The sequence below is a fragment of the Pararhizobium sp. DWP3-4 genome (assembly GCF_049898205.1).
GTDB lineage: Bacteria > Pseudomonadota > Alphaproteobacteria > Rhizobiales > Rhizobiaceae > Pararhizobium.
In genome coordinates, this window is record NZ_JAFCXF010000003.1 from 188,698 (window position 1) to 202,999 (window position 14,302).

Sequence of the window (14,302 nt, forward strand, 5' to 3'; positions counted from 1 at the left end):
AGCCGCTCCCCGGTCATCCGGGGAGCTGTCTCCAAGCATCGATCAGATGCCGACGCTGCGCCCGGCGACCCGTCCCGAAAACAGGCACCCGCCGAGAAACGTCCCTTCCAGCGCGTTATAGCCGTGCATGCCGCCACCACCGAAACCGGCGACCTCGCCGGCCGCATAGAGCCCCGGAACCGGCTCGCCCGACAGTTCCAGCACCCGGCCGTTCAGATCCGTCTGCAGGCCACCCAGCGTCTTCCGCGTCAGGATATTCAGCCGCACGGCGATCAGCGGTCCGGCTTTCGGATCGAGCAGCCGATGAGGCTTGGCCGTCCGCATCAGCCTGTCGCCGAGGTAATTGCGCGCGCCACGAATGGCGGTCACCTGAGCATCCTTGGAGAACGGATTGCCGATCTCCCGGTCGCGAGCCTCGATCTGACCGCGCAGATGCTCCAGCGACAGCCGCCCTTCGCCGCTCAGCGCATTCATCGCCTCAACCAGATCCTCCAGCCGGTCGCGAACGATGAAATCCTCGCCCTTGTCCATAAACGCCTGTACCGGGCCGGGCGGGTTCTTGCCGAGCCGCTTCAACAGCAGTGGAATATTCTTCCCCGTCAGATCCGGGTTTTGCTCGGAGCCGGATAGCGCGAACTCTCGTCTGATGATCGCCTTGGTCAGAATGAACCAGCTATAGTCCGCCCCGGTTTTGCGGATCGCTTTCAGCGTTCCGAGCGTGTCGAAGCCCGGCATGGCAGGGGCTGCAAAGCGATTGCCGTCGGCATCGCACCAGAACGAGGATGGCCCGGGCAGGATGCGGATACCGTGATTCGTCCAGACCGGGTCAAAGTTTCTCAAGCCTTCGGTATAGTGCCACATCCGGTCCTTGTTGATCACCGATCCGCGCGCATGTTCGGCGATTTCGACCATCCGGCCATCGACATAGTCAGGCACACCGCTGACCATGAACTTCGGCGGCGGGCCAAGGCGATCGACCGGCCATTGCCGCCGCACCATATCGTGATTGCCGCCAATACCGCCTGACGAGACGACGACGGCACCGACCTCGAACCAGAACTCGTCGACCACCTCGCGTGAGCTGCGCTGGCCGCGCGGCACGCCGTCATTTTTCAGAACAGAGCCGCGCGCACCGGTAACCGCGCCATTGCTCATGATCAGTTCATCGACCTGATGGCGAAACCGGAAACGGATGCGCCCCCGCGCCTCCAGCGCCCGTGCACGGGTTATGAACGGCGCCAGAACACCTGGACCGGTCCCCCATGTCCCATGGAAACGCGGCACCGAATTTCCGTGACCATCGGCCAGACCGCCGCCACGCTCTGCCCAGCCGACCACCGGGAACCAGCGCATGCCCTGGCTGTGCAGCCAGGCGCGCTTTTCAGTCGCCGCGAAATCGAGATAGGCCTCGGCCCAGCGGCGCGGCCAGAAATCCTCGGGGCGATCGAATTGCGCCGATCCCATCCAGTCCTGGCGGGCAAGATCGAGCGTATCGCGAATGCGCATACGCCGCTGCTCGGGACTATCGATAAACAGAAGACCGCCGAGCGACCAGAAGGCCTGGCCGCCGAGATTCTGTTCGCCTTCCTGATCGAGAACGATGACCCGCAGACCGCGATCGGCAGCCTCGACAGCTGTCACAAGGCCCGCAAGCCCCGCCCCGATCACCAGAACATCACAATCCATCGGCATCCTCCTGCAATTCCACCCACTCCAGACATTACGCACACGTAAACGTCAGGGCAACGGGCAACACGGCCGGAAAGTCCTCGGTAGTGAATGGTTGACCGCCGCGTCAAAAGAGGGCGGGTCCTTTACTTCTCGGTGAGCTTCAACTCGATGCGGCGGTTCTGCGATCGCGCTTCCGGCGTTTCGCCCTCGGCAATCGGCTGGAACTCGCCAAAGCCGGCGGCCACCAGACGGTTGGCGGGAACGCCCTTGGAAATCAGGAATTTGACGACCGACGTCGCACGCGCAGACGAAAGCTCCCAATTGTCGATATAGCGCCCAGTCCCGGACAGCGGCACGTTGTCGGTATGGCCGTCGACACGCAGCACCCAATTGATCTCGGAGGGAATCTCCTTGGCAAGATCAAGCACCGCCGAGGCAAGCTTGCCCATTTCTTCCTGGCCTGCCGGGTTCAGCTCGTTGCCGCCTGACGGAAACAGCACTTCCGACTGAAAGACGAAACGGTCGCCGACGATACGGATATTCTCACGGTCCGAAAGAATTTCACGCAGACGGCCAAAGAAGTCGGAGCGGTAGCGGTTCAGCTCCTGCACGCGCTGTGCCAGCGCCACGTTCAGCCGGCGGCCGAGATCTGCGATTTTCGTCTGCGAGGCAGTGTCCTTCGACTCGGAGGCCTGCAGCGCGCCCTCGATGGCAGCAATCTGGCTGCGCAGTGCGGCGATCTGCTGGTTGAGCAGATCGATCTGGTTCATGGCCCGGGTGCTCACCTGCTTTTCCGCATCGAGCTTTCCCGTGAGGTCGCCGATCTGCTGGTTTGCGCTATCGGAACTGCCCGCACCTTGATCCAGCAGCGCCTGCAGCCGTGAGCGCTCGTCTTCCGATGTGGACAGCGATGCCTGGAGATTGGCCAGCGAATCCTCAAGATCCTGCTTGCCGCCCTTTTCCAGCGCCAGAAGCTGGGTCAGTTCGTTGATCTGGCTGTTCAGCCGGTTGAGCACGTCGTCCTTGCCGCTGATTTCCCGGCTGAGCAGAAACTGCCCAAGCACAAACACGCAGAGCAGGAACATGATCGACAACAGCAGCGTCGACAGGGCATCGACAAAACCCGGCCAGTAATCGACGGTCCTCTGGCTGCGGCCCTTGCGCGCCAGTGCCATCAGTCATTCCCTCCGGTATCTTCGACGCGGGCAAGCTTGGGTGGGGTCCTGTCCGGGTGCGTCGGAATCTTGTCTGCATGGCCGATGCGGGACGAAAGCTTGTCGAGCGTCTTGCGCATCGACTTTGCCTCTTCCTGCTGCGCCTCGATCCAGTCGCGCAGCATCTGCTGTTCGCCGCGCATGTTTTTCACCAGCCCTTGTATGCCCTCGGCAAGACTTGCCATTGCGGCAGTGGTGCGCTGGTTCATGCCGCCATCCTGGTTCAGCCGGGCCAATTGTTCGGTCAATTGGCGCAATTCCTCGACCGGCGCCGAAAGCGGCTTGCCAGGCACGGATGCTTGGTCGGAACTCACGTCCGTCACCGAGGAGAGCCAGTTTTCAAGCTCGGTATAGAAGCGGTTTTGCGCGCGGCCGGCCTGAAGATCAAGAAAACCGAGGATCAGCGATCCCGACAGACCGAAGAGCGATGTCGAGAATGCCGTGCCCATGCCGGTCAAAGGTGCAGACAGGCCGGTTTTCAGCGCGGCAAGGACGTCCTCGGTGCTTCCCGTTCCAGCATCCAGAGACTGGATGACTGTGTTGATCGAGCCGATCGTGCCGAGCAAGCCCCAGAACGTGCCGAGCAGACCGAGGAAGACCAGAAGGCCGATCAGGTATCGCGAGGTGTCACGCGATTCGTCGAGGCGGGTGGCGATCGAATCGAGAATGGAGCGCAGTGCCGTCGTCGAGATCGACATCGAATGGCGCTGGCCGATCAGCGCCCGCATCGGCGCCAGAAGCACCGGATCGCGGCCGACCTTCTCGGCGCTGCCGGCAGCGCGGAAGGAATTGAACCAGCGGACTTCGGGCCGCAGACTGAAGACATGGTTGAAGACCAGCAGGACGCCAATCAGCAGAACGCCGAAAATAAGGCCGTTCAGGCCGGGATTGCTGAGAAAAGCCGCCTGTGCCTGGCGAAACAGGATGGCTGCGACGAACCCGACGATGATCAGGAAGATCACCATGGTCCAGAAGAAGACCATCGGGCTCGACAGCTTGTTGGGATTATACCCCTCGTTCAAACCTCCGCCGGCATCCCATCCCGACAGTTCCAATTTCGCCATGGGGCTCTACTCTCCGGTTTGCCAGTGCTGCGCCCTTGCCTGCCGAACAGGTAGGGCGACGCTGGGCGGAGACTAGAGGAAGTTTGTGCCAAATTGAAGGGGAAACAACGGGCAACATCAACAGGATGAAACAGCCGCCCGTTCAGACCGTTCTCTGCTTACTTGCCTGGAATGGGGCGGTGCAACACGTCATGCAGCGCCTTGCGGATATATTCGTTGCCCGCAACGATCGAGCCGTCGTCCATCGGCTTGTTGCCACCGTCGATATCGGCAACCCAGCCGCCGGCTTCGCGAATCATAAGGATGCCGGCTGCCAGATCCCACGGCATCAGGCCGCGCTCCCAGAAGCCGTCGAAGCGGCCGGCAGCGACATAGGCGAGATCAAGCGAGGCAGAGCCCATGCGGCGCACGCCGGCAACTTCGCCCATGACGTGGCGCAGTTCGACCAGATAGGTGCCATGGTTGGCGACGCCCAGATGCGGCGTGCCGGTGCCGATGACAGCATCCGAGAGGTTCTTGCGGGCGGCGACGCGCAGACGGCGGTCGTTGAGGAAGGCTCCGCCGCCACGCTCTGCCGTGTAGAGTTCGTCGGTCGCCGGATTGAGCATGACAGCGGCGACAACTTCGCCCTGGCGCTCAAGCGCCACCGAAATCGCGAAATGCGGAATGCCGTGCAGGAAGTTCGTCGTGCCATCAAGCGGATCGACGATCCAGCGATGCGCGCCATCGGTGCCGATGATCTCTTCGCCTTCCTCGCCGAGGAAGCCGTAGGTCGGGCGGGCTTTCATCAGTTCCTCGCGGAGCAGCTTTTCTGCCTTGCGGTCGGCCTGCGAAACATAATCGCCGGGGCCTTTCAGCGAGACCTGCAGGTTCTGCACTTCGCCGAAGTCGCGCGCCAGGGACTTGCCGGCCTTGAACGCGGCCTGAACCATGACATTGAGAAGAGCTGAGCGTGCCATTTGGCTTTTCCTTCGAAACAGAAAACCGGCCGCAGGAACGGCCGGAGAAATTCAGATATGCCGCTGCGGATCAGTCCGCGCGGCGGAGATAGGTAATTTCATTGGTATCGACCAGAATACGCTCTCCAGTCGCGACGAACGGCGGAACCATGACGCGAACGCCATTTTCCATGATCGCCGGCTTGTAGGAGGACGCTGCCGTCTGTCCCTTCACCACCGGATCGGCTTCCGCGATCGTCAGAACCACCTGGTCCGGCAGCGAGATGCCGATCGGCTTCTCGTCGTAAAGCTTCACCGTCACCATCATGCCGTCCTGCAGGAAGGTGGCGCGATCGCCGACGAAATCCTTCTGCAATTCCAGCTGTTCATAGCTCTCATTGTCCATGAACACCAGCGCATCGCCCTGCTCATAGAGGAATTGGAAGTCTTTCAGTTCAAGGCTGACCAGCTCAACGGTTTCCGACGAGCGAAAACGCTCGTTCAGCTTGGTGCCATCGATCAGGTTCTTCAGTTCGACCTGATTGAAAGCACCACCCTTGCCCGGCTTAACGGTCGTGCACTTCACGGCAGCCCAAAGCCCACCATTGTGCTCGACCACGCTGCCGGGGCGAATTTCATTGCCGTTGATTTTCATGGGGAGCATTCCCTAAAGAACCGAGAGCCGCCCCTACGGCCGCCAATCCGGCGCTTCAAGACCACAAAACCCTCGAAAGTTCAAGTCTTGCCGCAGAAACTCGGTCAGGACGAGCGGTATTTGTTGGCAGCACTGAGCGCCGCCTTCTGCTGCTCATCCGTCAGCCCCAGATAGAAATCCTCAAGAGCCGCATCCTTCAGCCCGGCCCGGCGCGACAATACATACCATTTGGCCGCCTCGATCGGATCAGGCCGCGTGCCGATCGCATTGACGTAGAGATGCGACAGCTTGTTCTGGGCCACGACATTGCCGCCGCCGGCTGCCCGCGACATCCACTTGAATCCTTCCTCGAGATTGCGGTCGCCACCGATGCCATCGACCAACCAGATGGCAAGGTCCAGCTGGGCGGTATCGAACCCTGCCTTGGCTGCCCGGAGCAACCAGTCGCGCGCCGTCGCCCGCTTGTTGTCATCGATGCCATCGACATTCAGATAGATCTGCGACAGGGCATATTGCGCGTCGGCAATGCCCTGCTCGGCAGACTTCTCATAGTAAGGCAGCGCTGCCTTCAGGCCTTTTTCACCGGGCATGTCGGCGACGAGCAGCTGGCCGTAATTGAACTGTGCAGAAGAATTGCCGAGATCGGCAGCCTTCTTCATCAGCTCTTCCGACTTCTTCTTGTCGCGGGTAACATCGCGGCCTTCCATCAGCAGCAGCGCGTATTTGAACATCGCCGCCGGATCGCCGGAATTGGCCGCCTGGCCATACCAGAACGCCGCATCCTTCTTGTTGCGCGCGACACCAAGCCCCTGCGAAAAGATTTCCGCGACCAGCGTCTGCGCCGCCGCATCGCCAAGCTGTGCACGCGGCAAGGCCATTTCCATCGCCGTCAGATAATAGCCGCGCTGAAACGCGCCATAGGCATCGTCAGCCTTGCCCTCAAACGGCTTTTCCTGCGGCAAGGCCGGCAGTTCGGCGCCCATGCGCTCCAGCACGTTGACGCCGGTCGACGGCTCCAGCTTTTTGGCATCGGCTTTTTTTGCCTCGTCATCGGCCTTCTTGGCATCCTCCGGAGACTGCAAGGCCGGGAGCTCGCCCTCGGGCAGCGCCGCCCCGTTGAACGGCGTGATGCGGCCGCGTTTGGCAACCACACCCTCGTCGTTTTCGTCCTGCACCACAGGCGGCGCCGCGTCATTGACACCGGGCAGCGTATCGTCGGCACGAAGGCCCGACGGCGCAACCAGAAGGGCAGCTCCGAGCAACAGGAGAGGAATTCGGCGTAGCGATGGAAAAGGACGGATCAACATGCAAATGTCTTAAGCTTCAAACCGTGGCGCTTTTTCGTCCAGAAGTGCATTGACGCTCGCGACAATGGCCGGTGCCTGTTCCGGCTCGGCAAACACAGCCAGCCGCAACGCGACGAACTCCGCTCCGCTTTCGGCGACGTCAAGCACCGATTCCGGATCCGTACCACCCATGACGATGCAGGGAATTTCGATCATCGAGGCCCACCATTCGGCCAGCGCGACGTTTTTCGGATGCGCCTCCGGCTTGATATCGCCGTCGACCTTTCCGAAGAATACATAATCCGGACGGACTTCACCCATTTCCAGCGCATGGTGACGGTCGGTGGCATTGCCGCCGCCGACGATCAGCTTGGGCGAGAATTTTTCCATCGCTTCCGCCAGCTCGGTGGCATTGCCGGTCACATGCAGGCCGTCGGCCTTGACCCGGCCCGCAACCCGCGTATCGCCGGCAACCAGCGCAGCAGCACCCGCTGCCTGGATCACCGGCACCAGCGCTTCGGCATGCTTCTGGAAGGTCTGATCGTCCAGGCCGTATTGCGGCACGATCACCGAGGCCACGTCGCCGCCGCGCAGCGCGCCGCTCAGGATTTGCACGCGGCTGTCAACATCGGCGATGTCCGGCACGATGAGGACGAGGCGGCAGCGATTGTCTGTATTGCTCATAATGTCTCTGTTCCCGGTGAAATGCGCGGCCGCGCATCACCCCTACTCGATTTCGATCTGCAAAAGCGATAGACCCTAGCGGCCAAAGGATCAACCGATACCCATGCTTCCTGATTTTCAATTCTATGCCATTGCCATTCCCGCAGTTCTGCTCGTCGGTTTCAGCAAGGGCGGCATGGGAGAGGCGCTTTCGCTCATGGGCGTGCCGCTTCTGTCGCTGGCCGTCTCGCCGATACAGGCGGCAGCCCTTCTTTTACCGATCCTGATCGCCATGGATCTGGTCGCGCTCTGGACATGGCGAAAGCATGGCGACATGACGACGCTGAAGATCCTGTTGCCTGGCGCACTGATCGGTATCGCCATCGGCTGGGCCACGGCAGCCTATGTGCCGCGCGATGCACTGAGGCTGATCATCGGGGCGATCACCGTTCTTTTCGTGCTGCGCTATGTCTATAATCTCTGGCGGGCGCGGCAAGGCATCATCACCCCGGCCAAACCGCAAAGGCCGGTACAGGCAACATTTTTCGGCGGCCTCGCCGGTTACGGTAGTTTCGTCGCGCATGCCGGCGGTCCACCATTCCAGATCTACACCCTGCCGCTGAAACTGCCGCCGCGCGAATATACCGGCACGATCGTGCGGTTCTTTGCCATCCTCAACGCCGTCAAACTCATCCCATATTTCGCGCTCGGACAGCTGGATCTCAGCAATCTCACCACGTCGCTGACACTGTTTCCGCTCGCCATGCTGGCGACTATGGCCGGCGCATGGGTGGTCCGGCGCATGCAGCCGCAGGTGTTTTATCCCTTCATGTACACGATGGCGTTTCTGGCCGGCTCCAAGCTGGTCTATGACGGGATCATCGCGCTTGTTGCAGGGTCATAGCCATTCGATGCGAAGACCTGAAAGATCTGTAGGCCGACCGTGGACAATGCACGCGCCAAAGCTGCATTCCGCAACGCAAAATTTCTCTACCGCACCGCACAATTTACTTGCCGGGCGCCGCTATTTCTCTTAGCTTTTGTGCATGGCACAAGCTGATCCCTTCGATGCGATCTCGGACCCGAACCGGCGGTATCTGCTGGAGGAATTGCGCCGCGCGCCGCGCACGGTGAATGAACTGGCGCAGGGTTTGCCAATCAGCCGGCCTGCCGTATCGCAGCATCTGAAAGCTTTGCTGGACTCAAATCTGGTATCCGTATCGGCCAGCGGCACGAAGCGGATCTACGCGATCAACAAGCCGGGCTTTGACCGGGTCAATCTCTGGCTGGATCAGTTCTGGTCGTAAGGAGTTTTGGCCGCCAATGGCCAGTCATCGGGAAACTCAATACTTGCGGAGTTTTGGCGAACCTCATGTCCGCACCAACCAACTCCGCATTATCGACAACGCTTGAAACCGGCCTTCAAAGTTCAGTTGGCTGTCCGGAATTCAACAAATGCGCTGGAACACAAGTCTCCCGATGAATGTGATTGCTTTCTGTAATCAGTGAGTTGAAGAACGAATCTTCTCAATTTCGTCCTTCAAGCGCAGCTTCCGACGCTTGATGTCAGCGATATGCTGATCCTGGACCGACGGCTGTGTCAGCGCCGAATGGAGCTCCTGCTCCAAGACACCATGTTTTTTCTCAAGCGTTGCAAGATGAGCCTCAATGGTCATGTGGCAGTCCCTTCCTTTTGCTTGCACCCGATCAGTAAGCGCCGGGTGTTCCACGTATCAACCGAGATAGTGTGCCACGCTATTTTTCATTTGTCGAAGGCGAAATCGTGGCCGACAGCAAATCTCGATGTCGAGATTTGGTATTGGGATAACTTCCCGTTACCAACAATTCTGTGCTAGAGGACGCTCGATTCATGCGGATAGCAGACTATCTGCTGCCGGCGCTGACGGGGAAAATTGCATGCCAGATCAGGATCAGGCCGAACTCAGATTGACCGTAGCGCGGCTGAGACAGGAACATGAAGACTATGATGTTGCGATCAATGCGATGATCCAGACGGGCTGTGACGCTCTGCGTATCCAGCGGATGAAAAAGAAGAAGCTGATCATAAAGGACAAGATCACCAAGATCGAAGACATGATCATTCCCGATATCATCGCCTGAAGCCTTTGCGTGTCCCGCCATGATACGCTGCGAACGCTCCGGCCGGACCTTCGGCCCTCTTGTAACCCGGCCTTGTAACAAAGCGGAACGAACAACGTGACGAAAGCAGCAACCCCGCCCGTCGCCATCATCATGGGTAGCCAGTCCGACTGGGAAACCATGAAGAATGCCGCCGACACGCTCGATGCCCTCGACATCGCCTATGATGCCCGTATCGTTTCGGCGCACCGCACGGTCGATAGACTGATCAATTTTGCCAGAGGCGCGCGCGACGAGGGCTTCAAGGTGATCATCGCCGGCGCCGGCGGCGCAGCCCACCTGCCCGGCATGACGGCCGCGATGACGCCACTTCCCGTTTTCGGCGTTCCGGTCCAGTCCAAGGCGCTCTCCGGCCAGGACAGCCTGCTCTCCATCGTCCAGATGCCGGCCGGCATTCCCGTCGGCACCCTGGCGATCGGCCGCGCCGGTGCCATCAATGCAGCCCTTCTGGCCGCAGCCGTCCTCGCGCTCAGCGATCCCGATCTTGCCGACCGGCTCGACGACTGGCGCGAACAGCAAAGCGCTGCGGTTGCCGAATACCCCGTGGACCAGGCATGAGAACGGTCGGCATCATCGGTGGCGGGCAGCTCGCCCGCATGCTGGCCATGGCCGCAGCCCGGCTGAATTTCCGCACCGTCATTCTGGAGCCTCAGATCGACTGTCCGGCAGCGCAAGTCGCCAACAGCCAGATCGTCGCCGCTTATGACGACCCGGAAGCGCTCGAACGGCTTGCTGCGGACTGTGATGTCGTCACCTACGAATTCGAGAACGTTCCTGTCGATGCGGCCGAACGTCTTGCCCGGACCCTCCCCGTCTTCCCGCCGCCAAAGGCTCTGGAAACGTCGCAAGACCGGGTGGCGGAAAAACAGTTTCTCAACGGCTGCGGTATCGACACCGCGCATTTTCATGCAATTGACAGCCAGGCTGACCTTGAGCGGGCGCTTGCCGAGTTCTCCGGCAAGGGAGTCCTGAAAACCCGGCGCCTCGGGTATGACGGCAAGGGCCAGAGGGTGTTCCGCAGCGAGGCTGACGATCCGGCTGGCGCCTATCTGGCGCTCGGCGGCGTTCCCTCCATTCTGGAAAGCTTCGTGCCGTTCGAGCGGGAAATCTCCATCATCGCCGCGCGCGGCACCGATGGCACCATTGCCTGCTACGATCCGGCCGAAAACGTCCACCGCAACGGCATTCTCCACACGTCCACCGTTCCGGCCTCGATCAACGAGGCGACGGCCGAGGCAGCCCGCCTTGCAGCCACGGCTATCCTGACGGCACTCGGTTATGTCGGCGTCATCGGCGTCGAGTTTTTCGTACTTTCGGACGGCACCCTGATCGCCAACGAGATCGCCCCGCGCGTTCACAATTCCGGCCACTGGACAGAGGCAGCCTGCGTAGTCTCGCAGTTCGAGCAGCACATCCGCGCCATCACCGGATTGGCCCTGTCGGACGGCGCCCGCCACTCCGGCTGCGTGATGCAGAACCTGATCGGCGACGATATCGACGACCTGCCAGCATGGCTCGCCAAGCCCGATACGCTCGTTCACCTTTATGGCAAGACGGAAGCACGGCCGGGACGTAAGATGGGGCATGTCACCTGGCTTGACTGAGGGTTTAACCCACAGAAAAGCCGCCAACCGCCATGAAAACAGGCTCTCTGCGGTTGACACGTTTACGATGCCGGGTTATTTGCCTGCCACCCTAAGAGCGCGCTCGGCCTTAACGGTCTGCAAGCGCGCTTTTGATTGTTAAAGACCGGCGAGTTCAAAGTCGCCGAAACTGCGGATCAGAAAAATGAAGATCAAAAATTCGCTTAAGTCGCTGAAGTCCCGTCACCGCGAAAACCGTCTGGTTCGCCGCAAGGGCCGCGTCTACATCATCAACAAGCTGAACCCGCGCTTCAAGGCCCGTCAGGGCTGATCCATCGTGTGCGCCGGAAGTCTGTGCTTTCGGAAAGACCACGCATGGATTGAGTGCGCTCGGGTAGACTTGCTTTCAACACAGCTTGTTTCCCAAGCGGTTCATCATTTTGATGTCTCAAATTTGATTTGATCTTCGGCCATGGCGGACTACCATATCTGCCATGGCTAAACTCATGTCTTCATTTTTGATTCTCGGCAGCATACTCGTTGCATCCGCAACCAGCCCCCTGCCCGCCTTTGCCGCTGATGCGGCCCAGGCCTCGGCGACGTCTGAGCTGACGACGCCCATGCAGAAGCTCGATACGCTTTTTGCCGAATTGAAGCGCGAACGCGACCAGGACAAGGCGCGCGAGATCTCCAACCGGATCCGCGTAGAGTGGCAGGAGTCCGGCAGCGCCACCGTCAATCTCCTGATGCAATGGGCATCCAAAGCCGTCGAAACCAACCAGCAGGCAACCGCACTGGACATTTTCGACCAGGTCATCACCCTCTCACCGCGCTATGTCGAAGGCTGGAACCAGCGGGCAACGCTGCATTACCAGATGGGCAACTACCGCAAGTCCATGTCCGACATCAACCAGGTGCTGGCGATCGAGCCCCGTCATTTCGGCGCACTTGCCGGAATGGCCGCGATCCTCACGTCTTCCGGACAGGATGAGCTGGCACTGCGCGCCTGGGAACAATTCCTCGACATCTATCCCGCCGACCGCAAGGCGCAGGAGCAGCTTGGCGAGCTGGAAGAAAAACTTGCCGGCAACCGGACATAATTCTGCCTGCCCGGCGAAACCGTGGCGCCCTCTTCTTCGTATCGGACGATAACCGACCATCCGGCCGATTGCCCATCCGGACGATCTGCAAGCGCGCGGAAGAGTGATTGATGAATTTCGTTTTCAGGAAAGTCATGCTGGTCTTTGCATCCGTGTTCCTTGCCGCCCTCGTCACTGGGTTCGGTTTCAGCGCCTATCAGGCGGCAGCCTTCGAACGGGACAATCCCAATACCGGTGAGCGGATCGATGTCGGCGGCTACAAGATGAACAGCGTCTACGTGCCGCGCCCGAAAGACGCCGATCTGCCCACCCTGGTTTTCATCCACGGGGCAAGCGCCAATCTGCGCGACCCGATGATTGCCTTCCGCAGCAAGCTCGAAGGCCGCGCCGACATGCTGTTCCTCGACCGCCCCGGCCTCGGCTTCTCCGATCGCGGCGGGCCGCAGAATGCCTATCCCGACGGCCAGGCCGATGCGATCGCCGCCCTGATGAAAAAGCGCGGCATCAAGAAAGCCATCATCGTCAGCCACTCCTTCGGCGGCGCGATTGCCGCCACCTTCGCCTTGAACCACAAGGATATGGTGGCGGGCCTGCTGTTCCTGTCCCCGGCCACCCACCCCTGGCCCGGCGGCATCGAATGGTATTACCGCGTCACCAAGACGCCGGTGCTCGGTTGGTTGTTTGCCACACTCGTGGCGCCACCCATCGGCCTTGCCTCGATCGACAAGGCGACCAGATATGTTTTTGCACCCAATCCGCGCCCTGACAGCTATGTTGAAGACACAGCCGCCTACCTGGCGATCAGGCCCGCCGCCTTTCGCAACAACGCCATCGATATCGCCAATCTGCTCGATTACGTGAAGCGGGTTGCGCCGCGCTACAAGGAGATCAAGGCACCGACCGTGATCATCACCGGCGATGCCGACCGCGTCGTCCTGCCGGAAATCCACTCGCGGCAACTGCATCGCGACATCGCAGGCTCGACGCTTCTGCGCATCCACAATCTCGGCCACAAGCCGGACTACATCGTCACGGATCTCGCCATTGCCGCGATAGAATCGCTAGCGGGCAAGAAGCGTGACCTGAACGCATTCGCCGCACAGGCTGAGGCCGGGATCACGGTGGTAAACTAGCTTCTTTCAGCAGCTTAACAGCTAACGCGCCAGCCCCATGCAAGTTGGCGATTGCAACCTGCGGCCCCAATCCGGAGGTCCCATTCATGCAAATCGGCGGCATTGCCACAACCTATCCCGTCAGAACCACGGCGGCGACGGCCCCGGCTGGGGTGGCGGCCGATACGCAAAGCCTGCGGGACCGGGCGCTCGGCATGCTGAAAAGCACGGCAGAAACCGATGCCGACGACATGAAGGCGCGGTCGAGGCAAAAACTGGATGACGCCAAGAAGCAGCTAGAATATCTGCGCCGCTGGAATTTCGATCCGGAAACCCTGGCCCGGCAGGCAGGCCATCTGGCCCGCCAAGTCGGCGCTGCAGCCAAGGACTTTGCATCGGCCGTTTCAGCCGGATCGATCACAGGAGCCGGCACGACCAGCACGATGGAGGCTGCGGCAACGCTGGCCGGGCAGTCCGATGCGCAGACCGCTGGGACGACCGACAGCGCTGAAGACGACATGTCCTTCGCCCAGAAGGCCTACCAGGACACCATGAAGGATGCGGCGGAACAAAAGACCATCTCCGCCGCCGACCGCAAGACGCTTGAGGAATTCAAGGCCGTGGCGCAGGAGATCAAGGCCTTGCTCGAAGAAGCCCAGCGCCGCATGCGCGAGCAGAAGAATGCCGACCAGAATGCCATAAGCGAAGCGCAGAGGTCGGGAGAGAGCCTGAACCAGGCAATCGAACGCTTGAACGCCGCGTTCGGCGGCGGCGCTCCAGCTGGAGAACCGGGTGTGACAATCGCCATCCCCGTCAGCATCACCATCTGACCAGAGAAGCCAAAAAACAAAAAACC

General features: G+C 60.6%; 17 protein-coding genes. 9 read left to right on the forward strand and 8 right to left on the reverse strand.

Annotated features, from left to right (window positions below):
- Positions 1 to 42: 42 nt before the first annotated feature.
- The 7 genes from ACP7E6_RS10310 to ACP7E6_RS10340 form a co-directional block, all read right to left on the reverse strand.
- Entirely contained in the window at positions 43 to 1,686 is a 1,644-nt protein-coding gene (locus tag ACP7E6_RS10310; RefSeq protein WP_426229690.1) for an FAD-binding dehydrogenase, read from the reverse strand.
- A 128-nt stretch (positions 1,687 to 1,814) separates the two neighbouring features.
- Complete coding sequence (locus ACP7E6_RS10315; RefSeq protein WP_426229691.1) at positions 1,815 to 2,846, reverse strand: peptidoglycan -binding protein; 1,032 nt, start codon at positions 2,844 to 2,846, stop codon at positions 1,815 to 1,817.
- Positions 2,846 to 3,949 carry a MotA/TolQ/ExbB proton channel family protein gene (locus tag ACP7E6_RS10320; protein WP_426229692.1) on the reverse strand — a complete coding sequence of 368 codons (1,104 nt, stop codon included), beginning with the start codon at positions 3,947 to 3,949 and terminating at the stop codon, positions 2,846 to 2,848. The genes ACP7E6_RS10315 and ACP7E6_RS10320 overlap by 1 nt, the downstream gene beginning before the upstream one ends.
- Positions 3,950 to 4,107: 158 nt before the next feature.
- Positions 4,108 to 4,908 (reverse strand): inositol monophosphatase family protein, encoded by an 801-nt coding sequence (locus tag ACP7E6_RS10325; RefSeq protein ID WP_426229693.1) that lies wholly within the window; start codon positions 4,906 to 4,908, stop codon positions 4,108 to 4,110.
- Between the two features lie 70 nt (positions 4,909 to 4,978).
- Positions 4,979 to 5,542, reverse strand: coding sequence for an elongation factor P (gene efp, locus ACP7E6_RS10330; RefSeq protein ID WP_426126804.1), 564 nt, complete (start codon positions 5,540 to 5,542; stop codon positions 4,979 to 4,981).
- Positions 5,543 to 5,646: 104 nt separating this feature from the next.
- Positions 5,647 to 6,849 carry a tetratricopeptide repeat protein gene (locus ACP7E6_RS10335; RefSeq protein WP_426229694.1) on the reverse strand — a complete coding sequence of 401 codons (1,203 nt, stop codon included), beginning with the start codon at positions 6,847 to 6,849 and terminating at the stop codon, positions 5,647 to 5,649.
- 9 nt (positions 6,850 to 6,858) lie between these two features.
- Complete coding sequence (locus ACP7E6_RS10340) at positions 6,859 to 7,512, reverse strand: thiamine phosphate synthase (RefSeq protein WP_426229695.1); 654 nt, start codon at positions 7,510 to 7,512, stop codon at positions 6,859 to 6,861.
- A 103-nt stretch (positions 7,513 to 7,615) separates the two neighbouring features.
- Between ACP7E6_RS10340 and ACP7E6_RS10345 the strand changes: the two genes are divergently transcribed.
- Entirely contained in the window at positions 7,616 to 8,395 is a 780-nt protein-coding gene (locus tag ACP7E6_RS10345; RefSeq protein WP_426229696.1) for a sulfite exporter TauE/SafE family protein, read from the forward strand.
- Positions 8,396 to 8,537: 142 nt separating this feature from the next.
- Positions 8,538 to 8,798: an ArsR/SmtB family transcription factor gene (locus ACP7E6_RS10350; protein ID WP_426229697.1), complete on the forward strand. Its 261-nt coding sequence runs from the start codon at positions 8,538 to 8,540 to the stop codon at positions 8,796 to 8,798.
- A gap of 195 nt (positions 8,799 to 8,993) precedes the next feature.
- Here ACP7E6_RS10350 and ACP7E6_RS10355 read toward each other — a convergent pair whose 3' ends face one another.
- The gene (locus ACP7E6_RS10355) at positions 8,994 to 9,167 is read right to left on the reverse strand and encodes a YdcH family protein (protein WP_037099985.1); all 174 of its coding nucleotides are present in this window, start codon (positions 9,165 to 9,167) and stop codon (positions 8,994 to 8,996) included.
- Positions 9,168 to 9,408: 241 nt separating this feature from the next.
- Here ACP7E6_RS10355 and ACP7E6_RS10360 point away from each other — a divergent pair, with 241 nt between their 5' ends.
- From ACP7E6_RS10360 to ACP7E6_RS10390, 7 genes are all read left to right on the forward strand, one after another.
- On the forward strand, positions 9,409 to 9,612 hold the full coding sequence (locus tag ACP7E6_RS10360) for a YdcH family protein (RefSeq protein ID WP_426229698.1): 204 nt from the start codon (positions 9,409 to 9,411) through the stop codon (positions 9,610 to 9,612).
- Between the two features lie 132 nt (positions 9,613 to 9,744).
- On the forward strand, positions 9,745 to 10,209 hold the full coding sequence (purE, locus tag ACP7E6_RS10365) for a 5-(carboxyamino)imidazole ribonucleotide mutase (RefSeq protein WP_113242139.1): 465 nt from the start codon (positions 9,745 to 9,747) through the stop codon (positions 10,207 to 10,209).
- Complete coding sequence (locus ACP7E6_RS10370) at positions 10,206 to 11,255, forward strand: 5-(carboxyamino)imidazole ribonucleotide synthase (RefSeq protein ID WP_426229699.1); 1,050 nt, start codon at positions 10,206 to 10,208, stop codon at positions 11,253 to 11,255. Before purE ends, ACP7E6_RS10370 begins: the two co-directional genes overlap by 4 nt.
- 184 nt (positions 11,256 to 11,439) lie before the next feature.
- Entirely contained in the window at positions 11,440 to 11,565 is a 126-nt protein-coding gene (ykgO, locus tag ACP7E6_RS10375; RefSeq protein WP_113242037.1) for a type B 50S ribosomal protein L36, read from the forward strand.
- 154 nt (positions 11,566 to 11,719) lie between these two features.
- Positions 11,720 to 12,334, forward strand: a complete 615-nt coding sequence (locus ACP7E6_RS10380; RefSeq protein ID WP_426229936.1) for a tetratricopeptide repeat protein — start codon at positions 11,720 to 11,722, stop codon at positions 12,332 to 12,334.
- A gap of 110 nt (positions 12,335 to 12,444) precedes the next feature.
- The gene (locus tag ACP7E6_RS10385) at positions 12,445 to 13,467 is read left to right on the forward strand and encodes an alpha/beta fold hydrolase (protein ID WP_426229700.1); all 1,023 of its coding nucleotides are present in this window, start codon (positions 12,445 to 12,447) and stop codon (positions 13,465 to 13,467) included.
- An 86-nt stretch (positions 13,468 to 13,553) separates the two neighbouring features.
- Entirely contained in the window at positions 13,554 to 14,276 is a 723-nt protein-coding gene (locus ACP7E6_RS10390; protein ID WP_426229701.1) for a hypothetical protein, read from the forward strand.
- Positions 14,277 to 14,302 lie beyond the last annotated feature (26 nt).